Origin of the sequence: Bacteroides sp. 2201st1_D9_2201SCRN_220225, assembly GCF_040928965.1 — a bacterium.
GTDB lineage: Bacteria > Bacteroidota > Bacteroidia > Bacteroidales > Bacteroidaceae > Bacteroides > Bacteroides stercoris.
Map to the genome: position 1 here is coordinate 15,717 of NZ_JBCODG010000003.1, position 26,156 is coordinate 41,872.

Sequence of the window (26,156 nt, forward strand, 5' to 3'; positions counted from 1 at the left end):
ATCAATAATTTTCAGAATATGAAATCTAAATTGCTAAGCACATTCAGCATGCTACGTTTCTTTATAGTAGCTGCATTAACTGTGTTTTGTGTCTCTTGCGATAAAACAGAGACCACAGACTCTACAGGATTTATTCTCCATTACTTAGGAGTAACGGATATAGGTCCCGGTATGTCCTATACATTACAGGCGCCTACTTATAAAGGTAGTGCACCTTATGATTTTACAATCACAAAGGTTACACTTAATGAAGAAACTTTCAGCAACAACGACAACTTTGTGATAAATGCAGAAACAGGTGAAATTACAATTCAGAATACTGATGGCATGACATCAGGAATGTATAGCATCAGTGTAGGCTGCTATTCTAACGGCAAGTTCTTTGATTTTAAAGATGCTGTTCAGGTAAACATGTTGCTGGCTGTACCCGAAGGAGTAACTGTAGAACCGGCAGAAGTATTGGTGAACCAAGATGAAGAAAACTGGGCAGAAGCCAGTGCACAAGTAAGTACAGAAGCTGACAAACATGTCAGTATCACAGGATATGCCATTGCACAAGACGAAACGAAGCCATATCTGTCCTACTTTACTTTCGATCCCAACACTAAAGGAAAGATTATTATTCGCGAAAGTGAAAAAGATAAATTAGTTGCAGGAGAAAGTTATACATTAAACTTAAAACTTACCACTAAGGCTGGTGAACACATGTATAACAATGCTGTAACCTTTAAAGTTGTTTCTAAACCACGCAATTTATTTTATATAGAAACTGAAGCTTTACCTGATCTTTTTGAAACCGGTACTGAAAATAAATCAGTAATACCTACTATTGCAGGGGCAAAAGAAGAACTAAAATTTGCCATAAAATCCGTAACTCCAGAAACAACAGCTTTCACTATCAATGAAACAACAGGACAAATTAGTGTTCCAGAGGGTAATTCTTTGGAAATCAGCGAAACTCCTTATGTATTTACTATTACAGCAAGTAATGCTTATGGCAGTAATGACTTTGAAGGCATATATTCAGTAAAGGTTGTAGCTTTCATTGAGCCTATTCAACCCGAAACATTCAAATATACTGCTATAAACCAACTTTATCAATTAGGTGGTAAAGCAGAAGATAATGCCATTGTTCCAGGTTTTGTTGGCGGTGCACCAACATTTACATTCGATGCAAATAATAGCGATGAAATTAAGGCTCAAATAGATCAAAAATTCATCACACTAAACTCTGCAAACGGAACCATCGACATTACAGACAAACAAACTTTAAGTACTGGAAAGCATGAAATTAAAGTTAGAGTTACCAATAAAAAGAATGAAGAAGGCGTAGTTTCAGCACTTGAAGTTAATGTTATTCCAAATCCAAATAATTTTGAATACGTGAGTTGGGGAACTAATATAGAAAATGAAATTCCAACTAATACAAATGGCAATAAAACAAACCCCATCTCCACAGAAACGACAGAAGAGACTAAAGAAGAAAATAGAAATCTCTTCCGATTTATTCAAGGTCGAGATGTAAGAGAATTACCTCTACAAAGAATAAAAATGATAAATGAAAATGCAAATACAACATTTACATATAAAGTATTAGAAAATAATTTCATTGGGCATGAGAAAATAGTTAAAGGGGCAAAAGTAAAAGAAGACGGTACGATTTATTTCACAAACTTAACTGCAAAAAAGAATTTTGCAGATGGAAGCAGTAATGCAAAAGGGTGTGTTTTCCAAATTGCTGTTACAGCTAAAGGAAATAATGCACCTGCTGTTACTAAAAATATACCTATTTTTATTAGCACCCCCAAACCTACTGTTATAAGATATCCTAACATTGTAGATAAAGACAAGATTAACTATGTATTACTTTGTACTCCATTCGTTATAAAAGTTAACCCCAAAGAGCCTAAAATTCCATCTATAAAAACACAGATGCATATTATTGGAGCACAAGATATAGATGGAGTGCAAACTAATTATAGCTTATACTCTGGAATTTTAGATGATTATCATTCAAACTTTATTTGGGATTATAGAGACGATTTTTCCTATTGCAATTTTGATGATAATACCGGACATGGGACAGGGGATAATAAATCCGCAGGAAATTTATTAAATCAAATATGGTCCAACATTGGCGTAGCAACAACTACCAATACACCATTCCGCTATTATGATCATAAAACAGGTCAAATAGACAAGCAAAATACTAAAGCAGCATACATTGAGCCAACTTCTAATGGCCATCAATTAATTATTAATCCCAATGTATGGCAGGCAGCAGATGGAAAATATCCATATGGAGCAATGTTAGGAAATATGAGGTTTACCTTAGAAAACAAACCTGAAAATCTAGAAGCAGGAACTTTATGTGCTTCACAATATTCATTCATTATCTGGTTCGACGAAACCTACGAAGGCAACTAATTATCTAACAAAACAATAAATACAATTATGTATAAACCAACATATCATACACTGAGCAAAAGAGGGTACATCACCCTCTTAGCTCTCCTTGTATCTATTATCACCTTTGCACAAGGTGTAACAGTGAAAGGAACTATCCTTGACGAAAATAAAGAGCCTTTAATTGGCGCCACAGTACAGGTAAAAGGTGAAACGACCGGTGCAGCCGCTGATTTGGACGGTAATTTCACCCTCAAAGCCAAGAAAAACGCAACATTGGTGGTAAGTTACATTGGTTATCTGACACAAGAAGTACGCCTGCAAGGTAAAACCCAGGTAACTATCCAACTGATTCCCGACAGTAAAACACTGGATGAAGTGGTAGTTGTAGGTTACGGTACTATGAAGAAAAGTGACTTGACAGGTTCCGTAGCCTCCGTTGCAGCCAAAGATATCGAAGGATACCAGACCAGTTCCGTAGCCGGAGCATTGGGCGGTCAAATTGCCGGTGTACAAATCACCTCTACCGATGGTACTCCGGGCGCAGGTTTCAACATCAGCATCCGCGGTGTGGGAACATTGACAGGAGACGCATCTCCGCTCTACATTGTAGACGGTTTTGAAGTATCAGATATCGACTACCTCTCCAATTCGGACATCGAATCTATCGAAGTGTTGAAAGACGCTTCTTCTTCCGCTATCTACGGTGCACGTGCAGCTAATGGTGTTGTACTGATTACCACCAAATCGGCTAAAGTAGGCAAGACAACCGTTACTTACAATGGTTCGGCAACCTACCGTAAGATTTCAAAGACTTTGGATTTGCTCTCTCCGTATGAATTTGCAAGACTTCAAGGTGATATTGACCCCAAATACAAAGACACTTACTACAAAGAAGGAGAAGAAACAGAAGGAGTTCCTTACAAGTATCAAACACTTGACGATTATATCGGTGTTGCCGGAGTAGACTGGCAAGGAGAAACATTCAATCCTACATGGTCTCAAGACCATAATGTAACCATTATGGGCGGTACAGACAATACCAAATATAACGGTTCTCTCTCACGCTATGTAGAAAACGGTATCTTCAAGAATAGCGGCTTCGACAGAACCACTGCCAAGTTCCGTTTGGATCAGAAAATCAACAAGAAAGTTTCTTTCAACCTGACTGTAAACTACGCCATGACCAACCGTAAAGGTGTAGGTACATCCGGCGACTCCGGACGTTTCAATATGCTGGCACAAATATTAAGCGCACGTCCTACCGGCGGTTTGAAAATGACAAATGAAGAACTTTTGGAGTCTGCCATTGACCCCGAAATGTTGAATTCCGGTGAAAGTTTGGCACAGGTAAATCCTGTAAAGCAAGCTGAATCGGTAACCAATGAAAAGCGTGCAGAAATGTGGTCTGCAAATGCCTCTGTAAACTGGCAAATTATCAAAGGATTAACATTCAAAACCAGCGGTTCTTACAATACAACCAATAACCGTACCGATATTTTCTATAGAGACGGTTCAAAAGAAGCGTACCGTAATGGTGAGAAGCCCTATGGACGTACACAAATGGGACGCGATGTACGCTGGACAAATACTAATACTTTGACGTGGAAAGATAAAGTGAAGAAGCATAACTATGATGTGATGCTGGCACACGAAGTTTCTTTCAGAAGTTCCGAATATTTGCTGGGTGAAGCTATGGACTTCCCGTTTGATAATTTGGGCAATAACAATTTAGGATTGGGAGCTACTCCGAGTAAGGTAAATACCGATTACTATGATAAGACATTGCTCTCCTTCTTTGCCCGTGCCAACTATAACTATGACAACCGTTATTTGTTGACAGCTACAGTACGTACCGATGGTTCTACCGTATTCTCCCAAAAGAACAAATGGGGTTTCTTCCCCTCATTCTCCGCTGCATGGCGTGTATCTGAGGAAGCTTTCATGAAAGACCTGAAATGGATATCCAACTTCAAAGTTCGTTTCGGTTGGGGTATCGTGGGTAACGACCGTATCAGCAACTACCTCTCTTTGGATATGTATTCAAATATAAAGTATGGTATAGGTAACAATACTGTTACTGTATTGACACCCAAACAACTCAAGAACTCTAACTTGAAATGGGAAGGCTCAAGCTCTGTCAATTTAGGTGTAGACTTAGGTTTCTTCGACAACCGTTTGAACGTCACCGCAGACTTCTTTATCAAGAATACAAAAGACTTGTTACTTGCACAATCGTTGGCACAAGCTACCGGTTTTACTTCACAATGGCAAAATATCGGTAAAATACAGAACAGAGGTATTGAATTGAGTATAACCTCTACCAACATACAGACTAAAGACTTCACATGGAATACCAATTTCAATATTTCATTCATCCGCAACGAACTGAAAGCGCTGGCAGACGGTGCAAGTCATATGTATGCACGCTCTGGTTTTGACAGCAACTTCACCGGATACGACTACATTGCCAAAGTAGGCGAATCATTAGGTTTGATTTACGGATACGAATTTGATGGTGTATACCAATACGATGATTTCTATACTGATACAGACGGTAAACTGGTATTGAAACCGGGCGTTACTCAAAACTCCCGTTACAGCACAGGAGTAAAAGGCGAACCGAATGGCGCACGTCCCGGAGCCGTGAAGTATAAAGACCAAGACGGTGACGGTGACATCACTACCAAAGACCGTACCGTAATAGGTAATGCTATGCCGAAATGGTTTGGCGGTATCACCAATACTTTCGAATATAAAGGCTTCGATTTAAGTTTTATGTTCCAGTTCAATTACGGTAACGACATCTACAATGCTACCCGTCTATACGCTACACAAACCAGAAGCGGACGCCGTAACATGCTTGCCGAAGTAGCAGACCGTTGGACTCCGACCAATGCGTCTAACTCCGTACCCTCTACTAAAGGATATATTACAAATGACGTATACTCACGCTTCGTAGAAGACGGTTCTTTCCTTCGCCTGAAAAACCTGACACTGGGATATACCCTACCGAAGAAATGGACTAACAAATTCCATGCTTCCAGACTCCGTGTATACGTTACCGGCCAAAACTTGTTCTGTCTGAATAACTACAGCGGCTATGATCCGGAAGTTAACAGTCTGAATAATCCGATGATGCCGGGTCTTGACTGGGGTGCTTATCCTAAGAGCCGAGTATTCACAGTAGGACTTGACCTTCAATTCTAATTCGTAAAATAATATACATATGAAAAAGTTTATATACTATATAGGATTTTTAGTTTTATGCCTTCTTCCCGCTTCATGTTCGCTGGAAGAAGAGAGTAGTACCGAAGTAGAGAAAGACAAATACATGAATGATGCCAAAGAAGCACAAGATGTATTGCTTGGCGTGTATCGTTCTACTGTAGAAGATGCAATGTACGGCTATCATTTGTCCATCTACTTCTCTATGGGAACAGACATTTCACAGGTGGAAGGAAGTACAACCGAAAACTTCCGCATACTGCCTACCAATGCTTACCCTACTTCACAGGCAGAAGTACAAAGCACATGGGCTGCACTCTACTCCGGTATCTATAATGCCAATGATTTTCTGGAACGTATTTCTGTCAAAATGGAATCATATAATGAAACGGACAAAAAATTGGCTACTATTTATATTGCCGAAGCCAGAGCTTTAAGAGCGCTGTACTATTTCGAGCTGGTACGCCGCTGGGGCAATATTCCATTAATGACAAGCACAGCCATGTCCAACCAACACCCGAGTACTTTTGTACAAGCTGATCCCGTGGACGTTTATAAGTTTATCGAAGACGATCTGCTGTATGCTTGCGACATACTGCCGTATGCAACAGACGACCATTACCGCAGCAGTAATGACTATCGTTTCTCCAAAGGAGCAGCGCTCGGCTTACTTGCTAAAGTGTACGCTACTTGGGCAGGATACCCTTTAAGAGACGAGAGCAAGTGGGAAGCCGCTGCAAAGACGGCACGTATCTTGGTTGAATCAGGTAAACACGATTTACTGAACGACTACGAACAATTGTGGAAAAACACTTGTAATGGCATTTGGGACCCAACGGAAAGTTTGATTGAAATATCTTTCTACTCTCCTACATATTCAGGAAATAGCGATCCTGTAGGCCGTATCGGCAAATGGAATGGGGTAAAAACTACAACTCAAGCCGGCAAAAGCGGAAGTACTGCTGCCAACGTACAAGTAGTGCACTCGTTCGTTCTTGACTGGAGAAGGGCCGTTGGAGTTGATGTAGATAACCGCATAAGCCCCGACAGGCGGTTAGACTTATCTATTGCCAACTATAAGCACGGTCATAATGATGACAAAGCAGGCATACAGTATCTCGGTGATGTTTATTTGGCTGGCAAATATACAGATTCCGAAGATGTAGCTTTAGAAAAGGATTTAAATGAAAAAAAATCTGCAAAAGAAAAGCAGAATTATACACCAGCCAAGTGGGACATTGACAAGTATATGGAAAGCGTACCGTTCGTCAACAATGATAAATCCACTGTAAACTGGTACGTATTGCGATATGCCGATGTACTGTTGCTATATGCAGAAGCTTTGAACGAATGGAAAGGTGGTCCGACAACAGACGCGTATGCCGCTATCGAAAAAGTACGCAAACGCGGTTATAATGGTGCCAATGGTTACAAGTTGACCCAAGGTATGGACCAAGCGCAATTCCGCGAAGCCATTCAAAAAGAACGTGCTTACGAACTGGCGTTCGAAGGACATCGCCGTCTTGATCTCGTACGTTGGGGCATTTACTTCGAAACAATTGAAAAGACCCATACAGCCTTAAACGAATGGTGGGACAACAGCGATATAGACAAAGCGAAAAACCCCATTCCCAACTACGTAGTATACGACTACACGAAAAAAGGTCAGCACGAACTGATGCCTATTCCGCAACGCGAAATGGACTTGTGTACCCAGTTCAACCAAAACCCAGGTTGGTAACAACCACCCCAAATACATCTCCAATATGCCCAGAGAGGGGCATATTGGAGATTTTCTAAACTCTTTTCAACAAAAGTGACATTCAAAGAACGCGGATTAATTGCCTTTTCAACATTCTTGCTACAAGAACCATAAAAAATCCGTTAGCTTTGCTTTCGTTACAAAATCTACTAAAATCAATTATTTTAAAAACGAATAACATGAAAAAGAACCTTGTTCTCTTGGCTTTGGGTGCATTGACTTTCGTGTCATGCCAAACACAACCCAAAGAAGACTACAGTTGGATTAAAAAAGGCTTGGACGCAGCCTCTGCGCAACTGCAATTAACCGCAGAAGAAATTTCGTCCACTAATATGCTGCCGCGTTCTATCCGTACAGGCTATGACATGAACTTCCTGTGCCACCAGTTGGAAAGAGACTCGCTTACTTTCAAGGACTCGCTCCGTGCGCAGCCTACAGCCGACCAGTTGGGAAAACGCCGTTTGTGCAGCGTTTATGACTGGACCAGCGGTTTCTATCCGGGCTCTTTGTGGTATGCCTACGAACTGACGGGCAACGATACACTGAAAACATGGGCCATCCAATATACCAACCTGTTGAACCCCGTCCGTTACTACACCGGTACGCACGACCTGGGCTTCATGGTAAATTGCAGTTACGGCAACGCAGAGCGTCTGGCTCCTAACGACACCATTGCAGCCGTAATGAAAGAAACTGCCGACAACCTGTGCGGACGCTTCAACGATTCCATCTCGGCTATCCGTTCATGGGACTTCGGAACATGGAACTTCCCCGTTATCATCGACAATATGATGAACCTGGATTTGCTGTTCAATGTAGCCAAGGCAACCGGCAACAACTCTTATAAAGACATCGCCGTAAAACACGCAATGACTACCATGAACAACCACTTCCGCCCCGACTATACCTGCTGGCACGTAGTAAGCTACAACAACGACGGCACGGTAGAGAAGAAACAGACATTCCAGGGCAAGAACGACGACTCTTCATGGGCACGCGGACAAGCATGGGCCGTATACGGCTATACCGCCTGCTATCGTGAGACGCAAGACACTACTTTCCTGAATTTCGCCGTAAAAGTGGCCGACATGATTATGAACCGTGTCAAGACCGACGATGCCATTCCTTACTGGGACTACGACGCTCCCGTAACCGAAGAGACTCCGCGCGACGCATCCGCCGCTTCCGTAACCGCTTCCGCCCTGATAGAGCTGAGCACAATGGTTCCCGACGGAAAGAAATACCTGGATTATGCAGAAAAAATCCTGAAGAGCCTGTCGGGCGACGCCTATCTGGCAAAGGTCGGCGAAAACCAGGGATTCATCCTGATGCACTCTACCGGTTCGCTGCCTAACGGTTCGGAAATCGACACTCCGTTGAACTATGCGGATTACTATTACCTGGAAGCTCTGAAACGCTTCATGGACTTGAAAGGTATCAGCTACAAAAACCTCTAATAACCAGACTGTAAACCAACAAACATTATGAATAAGACTTTTAAATATATCGTCCTGCTGGCACTTGCCTGCTTCGTTGGCAAAGCAAATGCCCAGGAATTGAAAACCGAAGTGTTCTCGCTCCTCAACCTGGATTATCCCGGACTGGAGAAAGTAAAGGCCCTGCACCAGGAAGGCAAAGATGCCGATGCAGCCAAAGCGTTGCTCGACTACTACCGTGCACGTACCAACGTGAAGACTCCCGACATAAACCTGAAAAAGGTTACCATCGGCAAGGACGAACAGAAAATGGCCGACGAGGCTCTGCAACATACATTCTTTGCCCACAAAGGCTACCAGCCGTCATTCAATTACGGTGAAGACATCGACTGGAGATACTGGCCGGTAAAGGACAACGAACTGCGCTGGCAGTTGCACCGCCACAAATGGTTTACTCCCATGGGCAAGGCCTATCGTGTAAGCGGCGACGAGAAATACGCCGTAGAGTGGACCAAACAGTACATCGACTGGATCAAGAAAAACCCGTTGGTGAAGGTCGACAAGAAAGAGTATGAAATGACCGGTGACAACCAACTGAAAGGTGATGTGGAAAACGCACGTTTCGCATGGCGTCCGCTGGAAGTGAGCAACCGTCTGCAAGACCAGACCTCACAGTTCCAACTGTTCCTCCCGTCTCCCTCTTTCACCCCGGAGTTCCTGACCGAGTTTCTGGTAAACTACCACAAACATGCCATCCATATATTGGGCAATTACTCTGCACAGGGCAATCACCTGCTGTTCGAGGCACAGCGTATGATCTACGCCGGCGCTTTCTTCCCCGAATTCAAAGAGGCTGCTGCCTGGAGAAAGAGCGGTATCGACATCATGAACCGTGAAATCAACGTACAGGTGTATAACGACGGCGGACAGTTCGAGCTCGACCCGCACTACCACCTCGCTGCCATCAACATTTTCTGCAAGGCACTGAACATTGCCGACCTGAACGGTTTCCGCAACGAGTTCCCGCAGGAGTACCTGGATACAATCGAGAAAATGATTGTATTCTATGCCAACGTTTCTTTCCCCGACTACACCAACCCGTGTTTCAGCGATGCCAAGCTGACCAATAAGAAAGAAATGCTGAAGAACTACCGCAACTGGAGCAAGATGTTCCCGAAGAACCAGTTCATCAAATATCTGGCAACCGATGGTAAAGAAGGCGCACTGCCCGAATATCTCTCCAAAGGTTTCCTGAAATCCGGTTTCTTCGTATTCCGTAACTCTTGGGGAACGGATGCCATGCAAATGGTTGTAAAGGCCGGCCCGAAAGCATTCTGGCACTGCCAGCCGGATAACGGTACTTTCGAACTCTGGTTCAACGGCAAAAACCTGTTCCCCGATTCTGGTTCGTACGTATATGCCGGCGAGGGCGAAGTGATGGAACAACGCAACTGGCACCGTCAGACCTGCGTACACAACACCGTAACGCTGAACAACAAGAATCTGGACCAGACCGAATCCGTAACCAAGCTGTGGCAGCCGGAAGGCAACGTACAGATATTGGTTACCGAGAATCCGAGCTACAAGAACCTGAAACACCGCCGTTCCGTATTCTTCGTAGACAACAGCTACTTCGTAATTGTAGACGAAATGGTGGGAAGCCAGAAAGGTTCCATTAACCTGCACTACCAGATGCCGAAAGGCGAAATTGCCAACAGCCGCGAGGACATGACTTTCGTCACTCAGTTTGAAGAAGGAAGCAACATGAAGCTGCAATGCTTCGGCCCCGAAGGCATGACGATGAAAAAAGAGCCGGGCTGGTGCTCCACCGCTTACCGCAAACGCTACAAACGCATGAACGTATCCTTCAATGTGAAGAAAGACAGCGAAGATGCAGTACGTTACATCACCGTTATCTGTCCGATAAAGAACAGCGCAGACGCCCCCAAATTGTCTGCCAAGTTCAAAAACAAGGCATTCAATGAAAACGGACTGGAAGTAGAGGTGAAAGTAAACGGCAAGAAACAGTCTTTAAATTACAAATTATAATATAAAAGCAACATGACGAAAGGGAGTGCCCAAAAATGAAAAGCAAAGCGATAGCGATTTTAGTTTTTGAGCAGTCCCTTTCTTCATAATGAAAAGCGATACATCCCGGTTATGAAAAACAATCTTTCCAATGTACTTCTTCCGTTAGCCACATTAAGCCTCGCTTCCTGTGCCGGCCAGCAAAAAGAAGAACCCAAGCGTCCGAACATAATTTTCATGATGACGGACGACCATACCACACAAGCCATGTCCTGCTATGGCGGTAATCTCCTGCAAACTCCCAACATGGATCGTATAGCCAACGAAGGTATCCGTATGGACAACTGCTACGCGGTCAATGCCCTTTCCGGCCCGTCACGCGCCTGCGTCCTTACCGGTAAGTTCAGCCACGAAAACGGCTTTACGGATAATGCAAGCACCTTCAACGGCGACCAGCAGACATTCCCGAAACTGCTCCAGCAAGCCGGCTACCAGACGGCCATGATCGGCAAATGGCACCTTATCAGCGAACCGCAGGGCTTCGACCACTGGAGCATCCTGAGCGGCCAGCACGAACAGGGCGATTATTACGACCCCGATTTCTGGGAAGACGGCAAACATATCGTAGAGAAAGGCTATGCCACGGACATTATCACAGACAAGGCCATCAAATTCCTCGAAGGCAGGGACAAGAGCAAACCGTTCTGCATGATGTATCATCAGAAAGCGCCTCACCGCAACTGGATGCCGGCTCCGCGCCACTTGGGCATCTTCAACAATACCACATTCCCGGAACCCGCCAGCCTGTTCGACGACTACGAGGGACGCGGCAGAGCAGCCCGCGAGCAGGACATGTCCATCGAACATACCCTGACCAACGACTGGGACCTGAAACTGCTGACCCGCGAAGAGATGCTGAAGGATACCACCAACCGCCTTTACAGCGTGTACAAGCGCATGCCTGCCGCCGTACAGGACAAATGGGACTCCGTATATGCGCAGCGCATTGCCGAATACCGCAAAGGCGACCTGAAAGGTAAGGCGTTAATCAGTTGGAAATACCAGCAATACATGCGCGACTACCTGGCTACCGTACTGTCTGTGGACGAAAATATCGGCCGCCTTCTGAACTATCTTGAAAAGACCGGAGAGCTGGACAATACAATCATCGTCTACACTTCCGACCAGGGCTTCTTCCTCGGCGAACACGGCTGGTTCGACAAGCGCTTCATGTACGAGGAATGCCAGCGCATGCCGCTTATCATCCGCTACCCCAAAGCTATCAAGGCGGGAAGCACAAGCAATGCAATCTGCATGAATGTGGACTTCGCTCCCACTTTCCTCGACTTTGCCGGTGTGGAAATCCCGTCGGACATTCAGGGTACTTCCTTGAAACCGGTGTTGGAGAACGAAGGCAAGATACCCGCCGACTGGCGCAAGGCTGCCTATTACCACTATTATGAATACCCTGCCGAGCATTCGGTAAAACGTCATTACGGCATCCGTACACAGGACTTCAAACTGATTCATTTCTACAACGACATCGACGAATGGGAAATGTACGACCTGAAAGCCGACCCGCGCGAAATGAACAACGTGTTCGGCAAGCCTGAATACGCCGAAAAGCAGAAAGAGCTGATGCAACTGCTGCAAGAGACTCAAAAGCAGTATAAAGACAACGACCCCGACGAAAAAGTAAACGAGCTTTTCAAGGGCGACAGAAGATTAATGAAAAACAGATAAAACCATTAAATTTATTATCATGGATAGAAGAAGTTTTCTAAAAAACACAGGCTGGTCTTTTCTCGGACTGGCAGCTTCGGGAAGCCTGCTCGGCTCTTGCGTGGCAGGAAGTAAAGAGGCAAAGAAGATTATGCCGTCGGCAAGCAACCTGAAAGTATTCTGGGGCGACTTGCACAACCACTGCAACCTCACTTACGGACACGGCGATATGCGCGATGCTTTCGAGGCGGCCAAAGGCCAGCTGGACTTTGTCAGCGTAACGCCCCATGCCATGTGGCCGGACATTCCGGGTGCAAACGACCCTCGTCTGAAATGGGTAATCGACTACCATACCGGAGCTTTCAAGCGTCTGCGCGAAGGCGGCTATGAGAAGTACGTAAAGATGAGCAACGAATACAACAAGGAAGGCGAATTCCTTACCTTCATCGGATACGAGGCCCACAGCATGGAGCACGGCGACCACGTGGCGTTGAACTACGACCTGGATGCACCGCTCGTGGAATGTACCTCTATCGAAGACTGGAAAGAGAAAGCCAAAGGACATAAAGTATTCGTTACTCCGCACCACATGGGCTATCAGGGCGGTTACCGCGGTTACAACTGGAAATGCTTCACCGAAGGAGACATCACTCCGTTCGTCGAGATGTATTCCCGTCACGGCCTGGCGGAAAGCGACCAGGGCGACTATCCGTACCTGCACGATATGGGTCCCCGCCAATGGGAAGGAACCATCCAGTATGGTCTGGAACAAGGACATAAATTCGGCATTATGGCTTCCACCGACCAGCACTCCGGCTATCCGGGCAGCTACGGCGACGGCCGCATCGGTGTCCTGGCTCCGTCACTGACCCGCGACGCCATTTGGGAAGCTCTCCGCACCCGCCACGTATGTGCCGCCACCGGTGATAAAATCATCATCGACTTCCGCCTCAACGACGCTTTCATGGGCGATGTAGTCCGTGGCAACAGCCGCCGCATCTACCTGAACGTAACCGGCGAAAGCTGCATCGACTATGTAGACGTTGTCAAGAACGGCCAGATACTGGCACGCATGAACGGCCCGCTGACTCCGGTTGCACCGGAAGGCGATACCGTCCGCTGCAAAGTAAAAGTGGATTTCGGCTGGAACCGCGAAGAGCGCTATGTGCACTGGCAAGGCAAGCTGTCTGTCAACAAGGGCCGTATCGTAAGCGTTACCCCCTGCTTCCGCGGCGCTGCCTTCACCTCTCCTCAGGAGGGCGAAACCGAATTCAAGACACATGTCAACCGCATCCTCTCCGTAGGCGAGAAGGAAACGGAACTGGACCTGTACAGCAGCAAGAACCCGAATACCACCACCGCAGCCATGCAGGCGGTAATCCTCGACCTGGAGATGCCGAAAGACGGCGTGCTCACCGCAGACTTCAACGGCAAGAAGTTCGAACACACACTGGGCGAACTGCTCGAAGGTTCACGTTCGCACTTCATGATAGGCTGGTTGAGCGAAGCCATTCTCTTTAACCGCGCCATGCCCGAAAGCTGCTTCACCGTAGAGCACTATATGGAAGACAAAGAGCCGCAGCGCGACACCGATTATTATTATGTACGCGTGCGCCAGCGCGACGGACAATGGGCATGGAGTTCTCCTATATGGGCTGAAAGAGTTTGACAATCATGAAAAAATACGCTATAGGAATTGACCTTGGCGGTACTTCCGTGAAATACGCCCTTATCGACAATGAAGGCGTATTTCACTTTCAAGGGAAACTGCCGTCGAAAGCCGATGTATCTGCGGAAGCGGTAATCGGCCAATTGGTAACCGCCTGCAAAGAGGCAATGGCTTCGGCCCTGCAACTCGGAATAGCGGTGGAAGGAATAGGTATAGGCACTCCCGGCATTGTGGACGAAACCAACCGCATTGTGCTGGGCGGAGCCGAGAATATCAAAGGCTGGGAGAATCTGAATCTTGCCGACCGCATCGAAGCGGAAACGGGGCTGCCCGTGCAGATGGGCAACGACGCCAACCTGATGGGACTGGGAGAAACGATGTACGGAGCCGGACAAGGCGCACAGAATGTAGTGTTCCTGACCGTGGGAACCGGCATCGGCGGCGCAGTGGTCATCGGTGGCAAGCTGTTCAACGGCTTTGCCAACCGCGGCACCGAACTGGGCCATGTGCCCCTCATCGCCAACGGCGAACCCTGCGCATGCGGCTCTGTGGGCTGTCTGGAACATTACGCCTCCACTTCCGCACTGGTGCGCCGTTTCAGCAAGCGTGCCGCAGAAGCAGGCATCTCGTTTCCGGGCGAGGAAATCAACGGAGAGCTTATCGTACGCCTCTACAAAGAAGGAGACAAGCTGGCAACGGAATGCCTGGACGAGCATTGCGATTTTCTGGGGCACGGCATCGCCGGATTCATCAACATCTTCAGCCCGCAACGCATCGTAATAGGCGGCGGACTGTCCGAAGCCGGCGACTTCTATATCCGGAAAGTCAGCGAGAAGGCACACCGCTATGCCATAGCCGACTGTGCCGTGAACACTCAAATCATGGCTGCATCTTTAGGTAACAAGGCAGGAAGCATCGGCGCCGCGTCACTGGTCTTCTCACTAAACACGAAATAGTATGAAAAAGAATTTAGGAATGCTGGCGCTGATTATGGCGTTCTGGTTCACCATATCGTTTATCACCAATATCCTGGGACCGCTCATTCCGGACATTATCCATAACTTTAACCTGAGCGACCTGGCGATGGCGGGCTTTATCCCGACTTCTTTCTTCATCGCCTATGCCATCATGTCGGTTCCTGCCGGACTGATGATCGACCGTTTCGGCGAGAAACCGGTACTGTTTCTGGGCTTCCTGATGCCGTTCATCGGCACTACGCTGTTTGCCTGCATACACACCTACCCCATGCTGCTTGCCTCATCGTTCATCATCGGCTTGGGCATGGCTATGCTGCAAACTGTGCTAAACCCGTTGCAACGCGTTGTAGGCGGCGAAGAAAACTATGCTTTCGTGGCGGAAGTGGCCCAATTCGTATTCGGCATCGCTTCGTTCCTGAGCCCACTGGTATATACGTACCTCATTCACGAACTCAATCCGGACATATACACGGAAGGCAGGAACTTTTTCATCGACCTGCTGGCAGGTATCACCCCGCCCGACCTGCCCTGGGTATCGCTTTACTGGGTATTCACGTTGCTGTTGCTGGTGATGCTGGTTGCCGTAGGGCTTTCCCGTTTCCCGAAAATCGAGTTAAAAGAAGATGAGAAAGGCGGTTCGAAAGACTCCTACCTGGCGCTGTTCAGGCAGAAATACGTATGGCTGTTCTTCCTCGGCATCTTCTGTTATGTAAGTACGGAACAGGGAACTTCCATCTTTATGAGTACGTTCCTCGAGCAGTATCACGGAGTGAACCCGCAGGTGGAAGGCGCAAAGGCCGTAAGTTACTTCTGGGGACTGATGACTGCCGGCTGCCTCGTAGGCATGGTGCTGTTGAAGCTCATTGACAGCAAACGGCTGCTCCAGCTATCGGGCGGACTCACCATCATCCTACTGCTCACCGCACTCTTCGGAAGTAAGGAAGCATCCATCATTGCCTTCCCTGCCATCGGTTTCAGCATTTCCATGATGTACTCCATCGTGTTCTCGCTGGCGCTGAACTCGGCATCGCAACACCACGGTTCGTTTGCCGGCATCCTGTGTTCGGCAATCGTGGGCGGAGCAGGCGGCCCGATGATTATCAGCATGCTTGCCGATGCCACTTCGCTGCGTACCGGAATGCTGATTATCCTCGTATTTGTAGGCTACATCACATTCATCGGTTTCTGGGCGCACCCGCTGATTAACAACAAGACGGTAAGCCTGAAAGAGCTTTTCAAGAAGTAAAAGACAAGAACGGCACACAATAAAAAAGAGACCGCAACGGCTTGCTGCCGCATGCGGTCTCTTTACTTTACACAACCCTTTTTATATCTAAAATCTACATAACTGGTTCATTACTTTCCTTCCGCAGCATCCGGCCGGGTATTTATGGTACAGATGCTCACCCGGTTCCAGTCCGGTTCTTCAAACATATAACCCACTCCCTGACCTTCGGCCACAATCCGGTCTTTGGCGATTCTATATCTATTGACCAGCATATTGCGCACGGCCTCGGCACGTTGGCGGGCGATGCGTTCGTTCACCTCCGCACTGCCTTCGGGAGAGGCATACCCTTTGATAACGACTCCCGCTTCCTTATGATTTCTCAGATAAGTGGCGATGCGCTCCACATTGGGCAACTGTGAATTATCGATGCCGATTCTGCCCTGGCGGAACGTAATCACCGACTCCAACAGCTTCTTGCTATTGTCGATAGTATCCTTCACCACTTCCGGTTTCCGGTTCCGGCAAGCTGCCAGTTCACTTTCCAAATCGGAAACTTTCCGGTTGGCATCCTGCAATACTTTGGCGGTATTGTCGGCCTCGGCACGGAGACGGTTGATTTGGGCGTTCAGTTGGTTGACTTCCGCCTGGTCGTAAGGCCTTACTTCGGTAAAGTAATGGCGGCCGTTGCTGCATCCGAAATGATAAGTCAGCCCGGCGCTGATTTCCCAGGCTGCACGGTTGGCATGGAAACGCACGGCTTCCGTACCCATAGCGTTCATATCATACACCAAAGCCGGTTTCACAGCCAATGTCCATGCCTTGCTTTCTCCCAGGTTGAAGTTGAAATTCAGTCCCAGTTTGCTGGACATACTGTTACGGTCTTCGCCCATACCGGAGTTTACATAATAATGCAACCAGCCGATACCTGCCACAGCCTCAACCTCAAACAGACGGGGAGCACCGTTATACCCCGCAAACAGATTACCTAAGTTGACCAGCCCCAGCAGACTGACGTTTGACGCGTCAAAAGCCGTTTTGCTGCCCGTAGTGTTAAAGCTGCCCATAGCCTCCAGGCTCAGGCCGAAGGCAGGTGTCAGATACTTATCCACATGAACGCCCACTACCGGACGCATGTTCTTAAAGAACGAGTGATGCGTCAGCGGAGTCGTTCCACCCGCATTGACACCTATCGCCCAGTTGTCGGCAAACTTGTTTCCGGTCAGCGCCGTTTGTCCGTCAGCGTAGCCAACCGCAACACTCAACAATAATAAACTCGCTAAAATCTTTTTCATACAATTTTCTGTTTTAAGTTAGTACATAAATTTATAAATAGATGTTGAAAGCCTGTTTACAGAGCTTCCCAGTACTTCATATTGGTAATTCTTTCCAGCAGCACTTTTCTGTCGCCCTCGCGTACACTGTTGCCTGCCGCAACCGGGATGATGCTTGCCCGTTTGCCTATACCGTGCCATTTCAGCATAGCTGCCGGAACGCCACGTTCGAGCAATGCCTCATACACTCTTTTGGCACGGCGGTTGGAAAGGTCCGTATTATAAGCGCTGCTTCCCCTTGCATCGGTGTAGCCGGTAATCAGGAAGCGGGCGTCGGGATAGCTTTTCAGAAGCCCGGCCAGCCTGTCGAGCGTTTTTTCCGAAGCAGCCGTCAGCACATCCTTGTCAAACTCGAAGTAGATATTATCCAGCAGGTCGCACGCCATTGCTTCGACAGAACCGGCTGTATCCGCCTGCTTCTCTACAATCCGCTCAACAATCTTTTCCACTTCAACAGGTTTCTCTATCTCCACATACTTCACTACCGGAGCCTGCTTTTTGCTCTTTCCGCCAATGCGCCAGATGACGCGGGCAGACACCTGCACAAAGTGAGGAAGATTCTTCTGCACCGGCAGGAGATATTCACCTTGCAGGCCAAGCCCGAAGGAATTGCTTAGCCACGCATTTACACCTGCACCGAACGAAAGCGGAACAAAAGAATTCTTATCCGATGAGCGCCCGTCGGGATTCCACACATCGGACGATTCCCAGTGCGCCTCTCCCGTGGGGTCGTCCACAAAATTGCCGCCATAGGCAGACGCGAAATTCTTATGCAGGTAATTCACCCCCACTCTGAGGTAGGGTTCCACCCATTGAGACTCAAACAAGGGAGTAAAGCGGAACTGCATGCCCAAACCGCCCATATACAGCAGGTCGTGTTTCCGGTCATTGCCCGCAATCCGGTTCTTGTTTTTCGCTACGCCTACCGTACCTTGCAAATCCAGATAAAACCACCGGTTCAGTTCCCGTGCCACATACAGGTTTGCTCCTCCCATCAGGTGGTTGGCCTTCAGGTTGTACATATAATTATCCGGAGTACTCTGGAAACCGGTGACAGACACGCGGCTCCAGTTTATCAACGAACCGCCTGCACCTATTTCCCATGCTTTCCTGTCCTGGCCTCTTCCCGTCAGAGGAACTGACAGGAAGAAGAGGGAGACAAGATATAGTATTGTTTTTTTCTTCATATTCATATATATTTATCTACGTAAATCAATCCATCCAGTCTGCCGGGCACTCTTTTATCTCCAAAGGCATACGCTTGGTTCTGTCCGCAAAGTCAACCAGGAAATACTGCTCACCTTCTTTCAGCAGATAGTAAATAAATCTACTGCGATATTCGTAACTCATGTTATATGTTATCTGATTGGTTCCCTTTTGCCTGCGTCGGATATCCACACCTATCCAATTACCCGGATAAGCGCTTGTCAGTATAAAGCGTTTGCCACCTTCCGAAAGTGGTACAGTACCGGTGTGTACAGTGCCTCCCGTTCCGTTAATGAATGTACGCATTTGGATGTATACAGCACGGTCTTCTGCCAAATCTGAAGCAGGCAACTTGCCTTCCGGAGATTTCCAGATATCGGTATTCGGGTCTTTCGTAAACTGATATTGCTTTGTCGAATAAGCAGATGTTTTATAGAAATCAGGCAACTGGTCTGTATCGATTTCACCCCATAAGGTGGTTACTCCCTGTTTGATTTCCATAAAGACAGTCCCCTCCTTGAAACCCGGAGCCGGATATACTTCCGGAATATGAATCTTATCCTGCAAATATACGGTCTGTCCGTAATCATTATAAGAACCGGCACCGTCACCGAAGTAAAGGCCTGAATAAAACTCGTTCCCATCCCACTCGTATTTTAACAACCCATTAATCGTATCATTCTTTGCCACGTTAGCTTTTTCCGTAGGAGTCAGTACCAAAGGACGCCGTATAGAGAGATATGTCTCGCCAGTACTATAAGTGTAACTCGTGCTTTTATCCAAATTTCCCTCATTTACAGGTTGATTTATATCTTTAATTTTAGCAGCTCTCATCATATAAGACTTAAGATTACTTGGATAATCGCTCCACTCTCCGTCTATCTGGCGCTCATATTTAAAGGATACAGATGTATATCTGGTTGCATTTATGTCAGACGAATTATAACTCAAATATACCGTACTCACCGTAGCCCTCACATTTACCCTATTCGGAACCAGCGTATTATTGGCACTTGTTTCCTGCACTCCGCCAACCGTTACGGTTACACTGCCTGTCCGGCGTGATAAAGGTTGGTTGTCCGGCAACTTATCCCATGCCACCTTGAACTGTCCGTTGTCATCGGTTGTGAAGGTTTCCGTTGCTCCTACTCCGGGCAATCCGCTTACCTGCACGCCTGCGGCTACTTTCTTTCCTGTTTTGTCATACACGGTAAAGAGCACCGAACCGTCCGTAGGAATCACATATTCCCGTAACTGGGAGTTCCAATAATCAGGAATGACATTATATTTTCCTACTTGTATTTCAATCACCGAAGACCTACCCGTCAGGAAATCCCAGAAGTCCGTCTGCTTGTTCCGGTCTGCCGGCCATTTCTGGTCGGGTTTATGAGGATTATCCACTTCACCGGATGCGATGTATTCTTTCCAAAGTTCATAGGCACTCTTTCCGTTCGCACCATTTGCGCCGTTTGTACCATTTGTTCCGTTTGTACCATCCTTACCGTCTTTCCCGAAAGATGGCTTTCCGGTATCCGTACCGTTGATATACCAGTTACCGTTCTCGCCAATGGCCACTTCCGGAGATTTCCCGTCGGCACCGACGGCTTTCTTACCCGTATCTGTACCGTCTACGAACCAGTTGCCGTTATTACCGATGGTAATCGTGGGCGACACGCCGTCTTTTCCATCCGTGCCCGTGGCTTTCTTACCGGTGTCCACACCATTGACAAACCAGTGGTCGTTAGCACCGATGGTTACGGTAGGCGGCACGGCATCCTTACCGTTCGCACCGTCCTTGCCTGCTTCTCCCTGCGCGGCAATGCCCGTATCCTCATTTCCGACAAACCAATGGCCGTTATCGCCGATATGCGGTGTCTGGCCGCTCTCGCCGGTAGCGCCTGTGAGGAAATACCAGAAATCCTGCACCGTATTGTTGCCGGCAGGCCATTTGCTGCCGGGGTTGTGCGGATTATCCACACTGCCGTCGGCAATCATATCCTTCCACTGGTCAAAAGCACTCTTTCCGTCTTTCCCGTCATTTCCTTTAAGATACTTGAAAAAGTCCGCAACTTCCGTCCGGTCTTTCGGCCAGTCTACCGTTCCGTCCGCTACTTTTTCTTTCCAAAACTCATAGGCCGAAAGCCCGGTATCACCTTTAGGTCCTTTGGGCATGGTGATATCAACATCGGTACAGGCGGCCATCAACAGGCATACAACTATCCCGTACCATTGTACAAATTTAAATTTACTCATCTGAATTTCAATTGTTTAATTAGCTTATAGTTTGTATATACTGTTTATAAGATGCAAATGGCAAACGGATGTAAGTTTCGGGCAGCCAGAAGTCCTTTTATTTCGTCTGCAAAAATACATACACATTTACAACGCATCATTTCAGATAAAAGACAATTAATTTCCCTTTTCGGACAAAATGCCCGAAAAAAGAATAAACAAGCGGTAAACATCTGTTTCACACCCATATATACTGAAACAGATGGCAGTTGTCCTTACTCTCCATGATGCCTTTCCGCTTCAATGCCGAATACAAGTCCTCGCACGATTTCATGCCTATGCCGTGCAGCTTTGCCAACGCATTGAATCCGTTCTTCTTGACAAAGCGCAGAAGGTCTTCCAGCAGATAGATGTTATACTCCCTGAGCCTGCGCAGGATTCTCGGAGTTATCTCAAGCACTGCCAGAGGCGTCGACAGCATTTTCAGGTATTCAACGGGGATGCCCCGCTCCTTGAACGGTACGACAACCCTCACCGGAGTACGGTCGATGTTCCTTTTGGATAGAAGCGACCGGCAGTTCCTGTATCTCACTCTAATCGCCTGAAGCTCCTGCCGTTCCTGCGCCATGGCATCCCAATCGTCCATAATCTCTTCTACCGACCTCTCATACATAGAGGCCAGTTCTTTTGCCGAAAGGCCGTATTTCTCCGCAAGTTCCTGCATGCCGTCTTTCCTTGTCAGCAGCGAGCAGAAAATATCCTGCTCCCTGGGGTCTTTTATCTGCATGGACATCTTCCTGACAAGCCGTTCAAAACTGTGCATGCAGTGGTTTTTCTTCTCCATTAAATATTTCATAGTGTTACGATTGTTTTTTGATGTGGCTCTCCTCGCGCAGGTGGGTCGGGGTTGTGCCGAACTGTTTCTTGCAGTAGCAGGTGAGGTGCGCGGAAGAGCTGAAACCGAACTCCCTGGCTATTTCCCGGAAAGCGATATCCGGGTTACAGATTTTCTCGTGGATAAGTTCGGCTTTCCGTTCCTGCATCCACTGATAGGGGCTTTGGTTGAAATAGTGCTGGAACTTCCGGTTGAAGGAGCGTTCCGAAACGCAGCACAGACTGGCAAACTCCTTGACGGTCTTTACCTTCCGGTAATTGTTCAGGATGAGGTTCTCGAACTTGCTTCCTATTCCGGAAGCGCCGGCAAAAAAGCCAGCCAGTTCGTTTTTGGCATAAAAGCCGCGCAGTATCAGAATGATTTCCTGCTGTTTAAGAATATGCATGTGCCTGCACAGCAGTCCCGTTTCCAGATAGAACAGCACCTGCCTCAAGGCATGAAGCAGTGGTTTACGGATGGGCAGGGTGTGGTCGTTGGTGGCAATAGGTTTCTCATGAGAAATGGAATCGAAATACATCTTGTCGCACACCGTTATTTCCTTGTTCCAGAACAGCAGGAGGCATTCTGCCGGGGTGATGCCCGTCAAGCGGTTCTCTTCCCGCTGAGGTATGAGCAGCATCCTGTTGGCATGCACGGAGATGGTATGCTCCCTGCCCAGCTCTACCTGCACCTCTCCTTTGAGCACGAACAGTACACAGAAGCAACCGTCATTATCAATCCGGCCTTCTTCGTGTGCAGTTAATTCGTACCGTGAAAATCCGCTTTCATACCTCAGTTGATAATTGAAGCAGGAACGATGCTCTGACAAATAAAATAATCTCATTGATAACTTTTTAATTTATACGCCATAATAACGCATCGCTTTTTTAGATTGTTTTTCACAAAAAAGACATTTATTTATAAATTTAAGACTATCGTAAGGTTTCGCAGGGTTTTATAAGTATTTGAAAGGTGTATTGATTCCGCTCATTAGCAGCAAGATGGCTGCCAATAAAGTCAAAGCAAAAGATTATCCCGTTCCACCGTGGAGTAGTTTTCATTCCACCATGGTGGAACAAAAACTACTCCGTGGCAGAACAAAACTTTCTCCACGGTGGAACGGATTGGTTCTTGCATGCTTTCTGCCTGATACTTATAGAGGAAACACTCGAAGATGCGCTTTGGAGGGAAAGATAATGGCTGTATTTATTATCCCCATAAATAGGGATTGTTCCATTATGGAATACTTTGTATCTTTGCCGCAAAACTAAACGGATGAAACAAGGATGCCTGAAAATAATGAGATGGTTTCTGCCTGTACTATTTATATCGTACATGGCAGGTATCACACTCTTTACTCACTCGCATGTAGTGAATGGGGTGACCATTGTCCATTCGCACCCGTTTAAGAAAGACTCTCCCCATAGTCATACCACAGTCGAATTTCAATTGATTCATTTGCTGAGCCACGTGGCGACTACCGGAGCCGGTATCTTTTTTCTCTCTTTTCAGTTTATTGCTTATCTGCTCTATACCCTTTCGTGGCGTCCGGATAGGGCAGGATACTGTTCGTCCGTCGTGGGCGTGGTATCTTTGCGGGCACCTCCTACCGGAAGATAAAACCTCTCTCTCACTGCATTATTTAGAAAAATTTATTTAGTAATTCTACTATCCAAAAATGAAAATGAAGAAATATATATTTTTCCTCGTTGGCCTGTGCTGTGCCCTGTTGCCTGCTATGGCCGACCAACCGGAGCTGCTGGAACTGAAAGCGTCTGATGCCAATATTATCGGTCATGTACTCGATAAAAAAACGGGTGAACACCTCTCTTATATAACAATCGCCCTGAAAGGAACTACCATTGGTACGGTGACGGATGCCACCGGACACTATTTCCTGAAAAACCTTCCCGAAGGGAATTTTGTGCTCGAAGCCAGTTCGGTGGGGTATAAAACCATCAGTCGCAATGTCAGTCTCAGGAAAGGAAAGACACTTGAAGAAAATTTTGAGTTGGAAGAAGATGCCGTGGCGCTTGACGGAGTGGTGGTATCGGCCAATCGCAGCGTGACCAAACGGCGCCTGGCACCTACATTGGTCAATGTGGTAGATATGAAGATGTTTGAGAATACAAACTCGCCTACACTTTCGCAGGGGCTTAACTTCCAGCCCGGCGTCCGGGTCGAAACGAACTGCCAGAATTGCGGTTTCCAGCAGGTGCGCATCAACGGACTGGACGGTCCGTATACACAGATTCTTATCGATTCGCGTCCCATCTTCAGTGCCCTTTCCGGTGTTTACGGGTTGGAGCAGATTCCTGCCAATATGATCGAGCGCGTAGAGGTGATGCGAGGCGGAGGTTCTGCCCTGTTCGGTTCGTCCGCCATTGCCGGAACCATTAATATCATCACCAAGGAGCCACTGCGCAATTCGGGGCAGTTGGCACATACCCTTACTTCTATCGGCGGCAGCTCGTCTTTCGATAATAATACTTCGCTGAATGCATCGCTGGTGACCGATAATCATCGGGCGGGACTCTATGTGTTCGGGCAGAACCGTCATCGGGATGCGTACGATCATGATGGAGACGGTTATTCCGAAATGCCGAAACTTAAAAACCAGACAGTCGGCTTCCGTTCGTTCCTCAAGACAAGCACTTATTCTAAGTTGACATTCGAGTATCATCACTTACAGGAGTTCCGTCGTGGCGGAAACCTGCTGAACCGTCCGCCTCACGAGGCTGACATTGCCGAGCAGATTCAGCACTCTATCAACGGCGGCGGCTTGAAATTCGATTATTTTGCTCCGAATGAAAAACACCGTCTGACCGTTTATACTTCGGCACAGCATACGGACCGCGACAGTTATTATGGCAGCAAAAAAGACCAGAACGCCTATGGAAAGACAACGGACCTGACCTTTATCGGCGGTTCTCAATATGTGTACAGTTTCGGTAAATGCCTTTTCATGCCTGCCGACCTGACTGCGGGATTGGAGTATAACCGGGATAACCTGAAGGACGATATGTGGGGATACAACCGTTATACGAAGCAGACGGTAAATATCGGTAGTGCTTTTTTGCAGAATGAATGGAAAAACGAAAAATGGAGCATTCTCTTGGGCGGACGTCTGGATAAGCACAATCTAATCGACCATGTTATCTTTAGCCCTCGTGCCAATCTCCGTTTCAATCCTTCCGAGGACATTAATCTCCGCTTGAGTTATTCGTCGGGCTTCCGTGCCCCGCAGGCTTTCGACGAAGACCTGCATATTGAGAATGTAGGCGGAACGGTGTCGATGATTGAGCGTGCCAAGAATCTGAAAGAGGAAAAATCTCAGAGTTTCAGCGCCTCAGCCGATATGTATCACCGTTTCGGTGCTTTTCAGGTGAACTTCCTGGTTGAAGGTTTTTATACCAGACTGTCGGATGTATTTGTACTCGAGAACATCGGAGAGCGGGACGGCATTCTTATCAAAGAGCGGCGTAACGGTTCGGGTGCCAAAGTATTGGGACTATCGATGGAGGGAAAAATGGCTTATCTCTCTTTGTTCCAGTTACAGGCAGGAGTCACCTTGCAACAGAGCCGTTATGACGAACCGGAAAAGTGGAGCGAAACGGCACCGGCCGAGAAGAAGATTTTCCGTACACCGAATACCTATGGGTACTTTACGGCAACGTATACGCCGATCAAGCCTCTCTCATTATCCCTGTCGGGCACGTACACCGGCTCGATGCTGGTGCAGCACATGGCCGGTTATATTGACAAGGATGTGGCGGTGAATACACGCGATTTCTTCGATATGGGAGTCAAGGTGGCCTATGATTTCAAACTTTATAAGTCAGTGGACCTGCAATTGAGTGCAGGTGTGCAGAATGTGTTCAATGCTTATCAGAACGATTTCGACCAGGGAGTGGAGCGTGACTCCGGATATATTTACGGTCCGGCTGCTCCGCGAAGCTATTTCGCCGGAATAAAGATCAGCTATTAACTCCATTACATTTGAATGGAAACCGAACTTCTGTTCGGTCGAAATGAAAAAGAGCGTAATGAACGGCGT

16 protein-coding genes are annotated in these 26,156 nt (G+C 47.2%); 11 read left to right on the forward strand and 5 right to left on the reverse strand.

The features are described from left to right. Positions 1 to 18: 18 nt before the first annotated feature. The 9 genes from AB5903_RS01265 (at position 19) to AB5903_RS01305 (ending at position 16,474) form a co-directional block, all read left to right on the forward strand. On the forward strand, positions 19 to 2,427 hold the full coding sequence (locus tag AB5903_RS01265) for a surface glycan-binding family protein (protein ID WP_272710484.1): 2,409 nt from the start codon (positions 19 to 21) through the stop codon (positions 2,425 to 2,427). A gap of 27 nt (positions 2,428 to 2,454) precedes the next feature. Continuing rightward, entirely contained in the window at positions 2,455 to 5,616 is a 3,162-nt protein-coding gene (locus tag AB5903_RS01270; RefSeq protein WP_060385908.1) for a TonB-dependent receptor, read from the forward strand. 19 nt (positions 5,617 to 5,635) lie between these two features. Beyond that, entirely contained in the window at positions 5,636 to 7,375 is a 1,740-nt protein-coding gene (locus tag AB5903_RS01275) for a RagB/SusD family nutrient uptake outer membrane protein (protein ID WP_272710487.1), read from the forward strand. A 200-nt stretch (positions 7,376 to 7,575) separates the two neighbouring features. Next, positions 7,576 to 8,853 carry a DUF4995 domain-containing protein gene (locus tag AB5903_RS01280; protein ID WP_195657898.1) on the forward strand — a complete coding sequence of 426 codons (1,278 nt, stop codon included), beginning with the start codon at positions 7,576 to 7,578 and terminating at the stop codon, positions 8,851 to 8,853. A gap of 27 nt (positions 8,854 to 8,880) precedes the next feature. After that, on the forward strand, positions 8,881 to 10,881 hold the full coding sequence (gene hepC / locus AB5903_RS01285) for a heparin-sulfate lyase HepC (protein WP_060385906.1): 2,001 nt from the start codon (positions 8,881 to 8,883) through the stop codon (positions 10,879 to 10,881). A gap of 111 nt (positions 10,882 to 10,992) precedes the next feature. Continuing rightward, positions 10,993 to 12,603, forward strand: a complete 1,611-nt coding sequence (locus tag AB5903_RS01290) for a sulfatase (protein WP_117985895.1) — start codon at positions 10,993 to 10,995, stop codon at positions 12,601 to 12,603. Between the two features lie 19 nt (positions 12,604 to 12,622). Beyond that, entirely contained in the window at positions 12,623 to 14,251 is a 1,629-nt protein-coding gene (locus AB5903_RS01295; RefSeq protein WP_005658169.1) for a hypothetical protein, read from the forward strand. 2 nt (positions 14,252 to 14,253) lie between these two features. Beyond that, complete coding sequence (locus AB5903_RS01300; protein ID WP_368117623.1) at positions 14,254 to 15,207, forward strand: ROK family protein; 954 nt, start codon at positions 14,254 to 14,256, stop codon at positions 15,205 to 15,207. Between the two features lies 1 nt (position 15,208). Continuing rightward, entirely contained in the window at positions 15,209 to 16,474 is a 1,266-nt protein-coding gene (locus AB5903_RS01305) for a sugar MFS transporter (protein ID WP_005658173.1), read from the forward strand. Between the two features lie 110 nt (positions 16,475 to 16,584). Here AB5903_RS01305 and AB5903_RS01310 read toward each other — a convergent pair whose 3' ends face one another. The 5 genes from AB5903_RS01310 to AB5903_RS01330 all read right to left on the reverse strand — a co-directional run bounded on the left by AB5903_RS01310 (position 16,585) and on the right by AB5903_RS01330 (position 22,943). Continuing rightward, on the reverse strand, positions 16,585 to 17,748 hold the full coding sequence (locus tag AB5903_RS01310) for an OmpA family protein (protein WP_005658175.1): 1,164 nt from the start codon (positions 17,746 to 17,748) through the stop codon (positions 16,585 to 16,587). A 56-nt stretch (positions 17,749 to 17,804) separates the two neighbouring features. Beyond that, entirely contained in the window at positions 17,805 to 18,980 is a 1,176-nt protein-coding gene (locus AB5903_RS01315; RefSeq protein ID WP_005658176.1) for an OmpA family protein, read from the reverse strand. Between the two features lie 19 nt (positions 18,981 to 18,999). Next, positions 19,000 to 21,246: a collagen-like protein gene (locus AB5903_RS01320; RefSeq protein WP_195657895.1), complete on the reverse strand. Its 2,247-nt coding sequence runs from the start codon at positions 21,244 to 21,246 to the stop codon at positions 19,000 to 19,002. Between the two features lie 217 nt (positions 21,247 to 21,463). After that, entirely contained in the window at positions 21,464 to 22,081 is a 618-nt protein-coding gene (locus AB5903_RS01325; RefSeq protein ID WP_016661592.1) for a hypothetical protein, read from the reverse strand. A 4-nt stretch (positions 22,082 to 22,085) separates the two neighbouring features. Then, the gene (locus tag AB5903_RS01330) at positions 22,086 to 22,943 is read right to left on the reverse strand and encodes a helix-turn-helix transcriptional regulator (protein WP_195657894.1); all 858 of its coding nucleotides are present in this window, start codon (positions 22,941 to 22,943) and stop codon (positions 22,086 to 22,088) included. A gap of 455 nt (positions 22,944 to 23,398) precedes the next feature. On the opposite strand from AB5903_RS01330, the gene AB5903_RS01335 reads away from it, so the two are divergent. Further along, positions 23,399 to 23,719, forward strand: coding sequence for a hypothetical protein (locus AB5903_RS01335; protein WP_195657919.1), 321 nt, complete (start codon positions 23,399 to 23,401; stop codon positions 23,717 to 23,719). A 64-nt stretch (positions 23,720 to 23,783) separates the two neighbouring features. Continuing rightward, a complete protein-coding gene (locus AB5903_RS01340) occupies positions 23,784 to 26,087 on the forward strand; it encodes a TonB-dependent receptor (RefSeq protein ID WP_117907519.1) in 2,304 nt (767 codons plus the stop codon). Positions 26,088 to 26,156 lie beyond the last annotated feature (69 nt).